The organism is Flavobacterium sp. HSC-32F16 (assembly GCF_024171645.1).
GTDB lineage: Bacteria > Bacteroidota > Bacteroidia > Flavobacteriales > Flavobacteriaceae > Flavobacterium.
On the sequence record NZ_JALKAC010000016.1, the window covers coordinates 1 to 3,019 of the forward strand.

At 48.9% G+C, this 3,019-nt stretch carries 1 rRNA gene; it reads right to left on the reverse strand.

The features are described 5' to 3' along the window. Window positions 1-115: 115 nt before the first annotated feature. Window positions 116-2,997, reverse strand: a 23S ribosomal RNA gene (locus L1276_RS25215). Between the last annotated feature and the right edge of the window lie 22 nt (window positions 2,998-3,019).

Sequence of the window (3,019 nt, forward strand, 5' to 3'; positions counted from 1 at the left end):
TGAACCATCAACTGCTCTTGCGTCGAGCTAATATCTTAACATACTGAGATAAAGAAAGTTTTTTATTTTAGAAAGTTTCCTCCCGTCCCGTTTTTCAACGGGACGGGAAAAGGGTGTACATAAGCTTACGGATTATTAGTACTACTCGACTATGACATTACTGCCTTTACATCTATAGCCTATCAACGTGGTCATCTTCCACGATCCTTAAAAGAAATCTCATCTTGTGGTGGGTTTCGCGCTTATATGCTTTCAGCGCTTATCCCTTCCAAACGTAGCTACTCTGCGGTGCCCCTGGCGGGACAACAGATACACTAGAGGTTTGTCCAATTCGGTCCTCTCGTACTAGAATCAGATCCACTCAAATTTCTAACGCCCACAGTAGATAGAGACCGAACTGTCTCACGACGTTCTGAACCCAGCTCGCGTGCCACTTTAATGGGCGAACAGCCCAACCCTTGGGACCTTCTCCAGCCCCAGGATGTGACGAGCCGACATCGAGGTGCCAAACCCCCCCGTCGATATGAGCTCTTGGGGGAGATCAGCCTGTTATCCCCGGCGTACCTTTTATCCTTTGAGCGATGGCCCTTCCATGCGGAACCACCGGATCACTATGCTCTACTTTCGTACCTGATCGACCTGTATGTCTCTCAGTCAAGCTCCCTTATGCCATTGCACTCTACGCACGGTTACCAAGCGTACTGAGGGAACCTTTAGAAGCCTCCGTTACTCTTTTGGAGGCGACCACCCCAGTCAAACTACCCACCAAGCAATGTCCCCCGCAAAACGGGGTTAGGCCTCAGATAAACAAAGGGTTGTATTTCAACAATGACTCCACAACGCCTGGCGACGCCGCTTCATAGTCTCCAACCTATCCTACACATCATTTATCCAAGGTCAATACTAAGCTATAGTAAAGGTGCACAGGGTCTTTTCGTCCCACTGCGGGTAAACGGCATCTTCACCGTTACTACAATTTCACCGAGCTCATGGCTGAGACAGTGTCCAGATCGTTACACCATTCGTGCAGGTCGGAACTTACCCGACAAGGAATTTCGCTACCTTAGGACCGTTATAGTTACGGCCGCCGTTTACTGGGGCTTCAATTCAATGCTTCTCCGAAGATAACATCTCCTCTTAACCTTCCAGCACCGGGCAGGTGTCAGGCCCTATACTTCATCTTACGATTTTGCAGAGCCCTGTGTTTTTGATAAACAGTCGCCTGGACCTCTTCACTGCGGCCCTGATTGCTCAGGGCGACCTTTCTCCCGAAGTTACAGGTCTATTTTGCCTAATTCCTTAGCCATGAATCTCTCGAGCACCTTAGGATTCTCTCCTCAACTACCTGTGTCGGTTTACGGTACTGGTACTAATTACCTGAAGTTTAGAGGTTTTTCTTGGAAGCCCTTAGGCGCACTATCTCTTTGTCCGAAGACTCCGAGTACTATCGTATTTCCCCAAAAGATGTGGATTTGCCTGCATCTCTTATAGGTAGGTACTTCAACGAACTATTCCGTCAGTTCGCGGCGCTTTCATCACTCCGTCACCCCATCACAGTAATTAGTAGTACGGGAATATTAACCCGTTAGCCATCGACTGTCCCTTTCGGGTTCGCCTTAGGACCAGACTAACCCACAGCTGATTAGCATAGCTGTGGAAACCTTAGTTTTTCGGTGTGCGGGTTTCTCGCCCGCATTATCGTTACTTATGCCTACATTTTCTTTTCCAGCCAGTCCAGAATACCTTACGATACACCTTCAACCCTGCTGGAATGCTCCCCTACCACTTACAGTAAACTGTAAATCCATAGCTTCGGTAATATGCTTATGCCCGATTATTATCCATGCTCGTCCGCTCGACTAGTGAGCTGTTACGCACTCTTTAAATGAATGGCTGCTTCCAAGCCAACATCCTAGCTGTCTGGGCAGACAAACCTCGTTCTTTCAACTTAGCATATATTTGGGGACCTTAGCTGATGGTCTGGGTTCTTTCCCTCTCGGACTTGGACCTTAGCACCCAAGCCCTCACTGCTGAGAAACATTATACAGCATTCGGAGTTTGTCAGGAATTGGTAGGCGGTGAAGCCCCCGCATCCAATCAGTAGCTCTACCTCTGTATAACTTAATTCAGCGCTGCACCTAAATGCATTTCGGGGAGTACGAGCTATTTCCGAGTTTGATTGGCCTTTCACCCCTACCCACAGGTCATCCGAAGACTTTTCAACGTCAACCGGTTCGGTCCTCCACTGTGTGTTACCACAGCTTCAACCTGCCCATGGGTAGATCACACGGTTTCGCGTCTAACACTACTGACTAAAGCGCCCTATTCAGACTCGCTTTCGCTGCGGATCCGTGGCTGAACCACTTAACCTTGCCAGCAGCGTTAACTCGTAGGCTCATTATGCAAAAGGCACGCCGTCACCCCACGAAAGGGCTCCGACCGCTTGTAAGCGTATGGTTTCAGGATCTATTTCACTCCGTTATTCACGGTTCTTTTCACCTTTCCCTCACGGTACTGGTTCACTATCGGTCTCTCAGGAGTATTTAGCCTTAGCGGATGGTCCCGCCAAATTCAGACAGGGTTTCACGTGCCCCGCCCTACTCAGGATACCACTATCTATTACATTTATTACCCATACGGGACTATCACCCTCTACGGTGTCACTTTCCAGCAACTTCCGGTTCTGCATGCATAAAATGTCGTGGTCCTACAACCCCAGCACTGCCGTAACAGCACTGGTTTGGGCTAATCCGCGTTCGCTCGCCACTACTTACGGAATCACTTTTGTTTTCTTCTCCTCCGCCTACTTAGATGTTTCAGTTCAGCGGGTTTGCCCACCTATCGGTGTACTATGTCTTCAACATAGTGGGTTGCCCCATTCAGGTATCTGCGGATCAATCGGTGTGTGCCCGTCCCCGCAGCTTTTCGCAGCTTATCACGCCTTTCATCGCCTCTGAGAGCCTAGGCATCCCCCATACGCCCTTATTTTGCTTATTGTACCAGTCATAAAATTAATTAT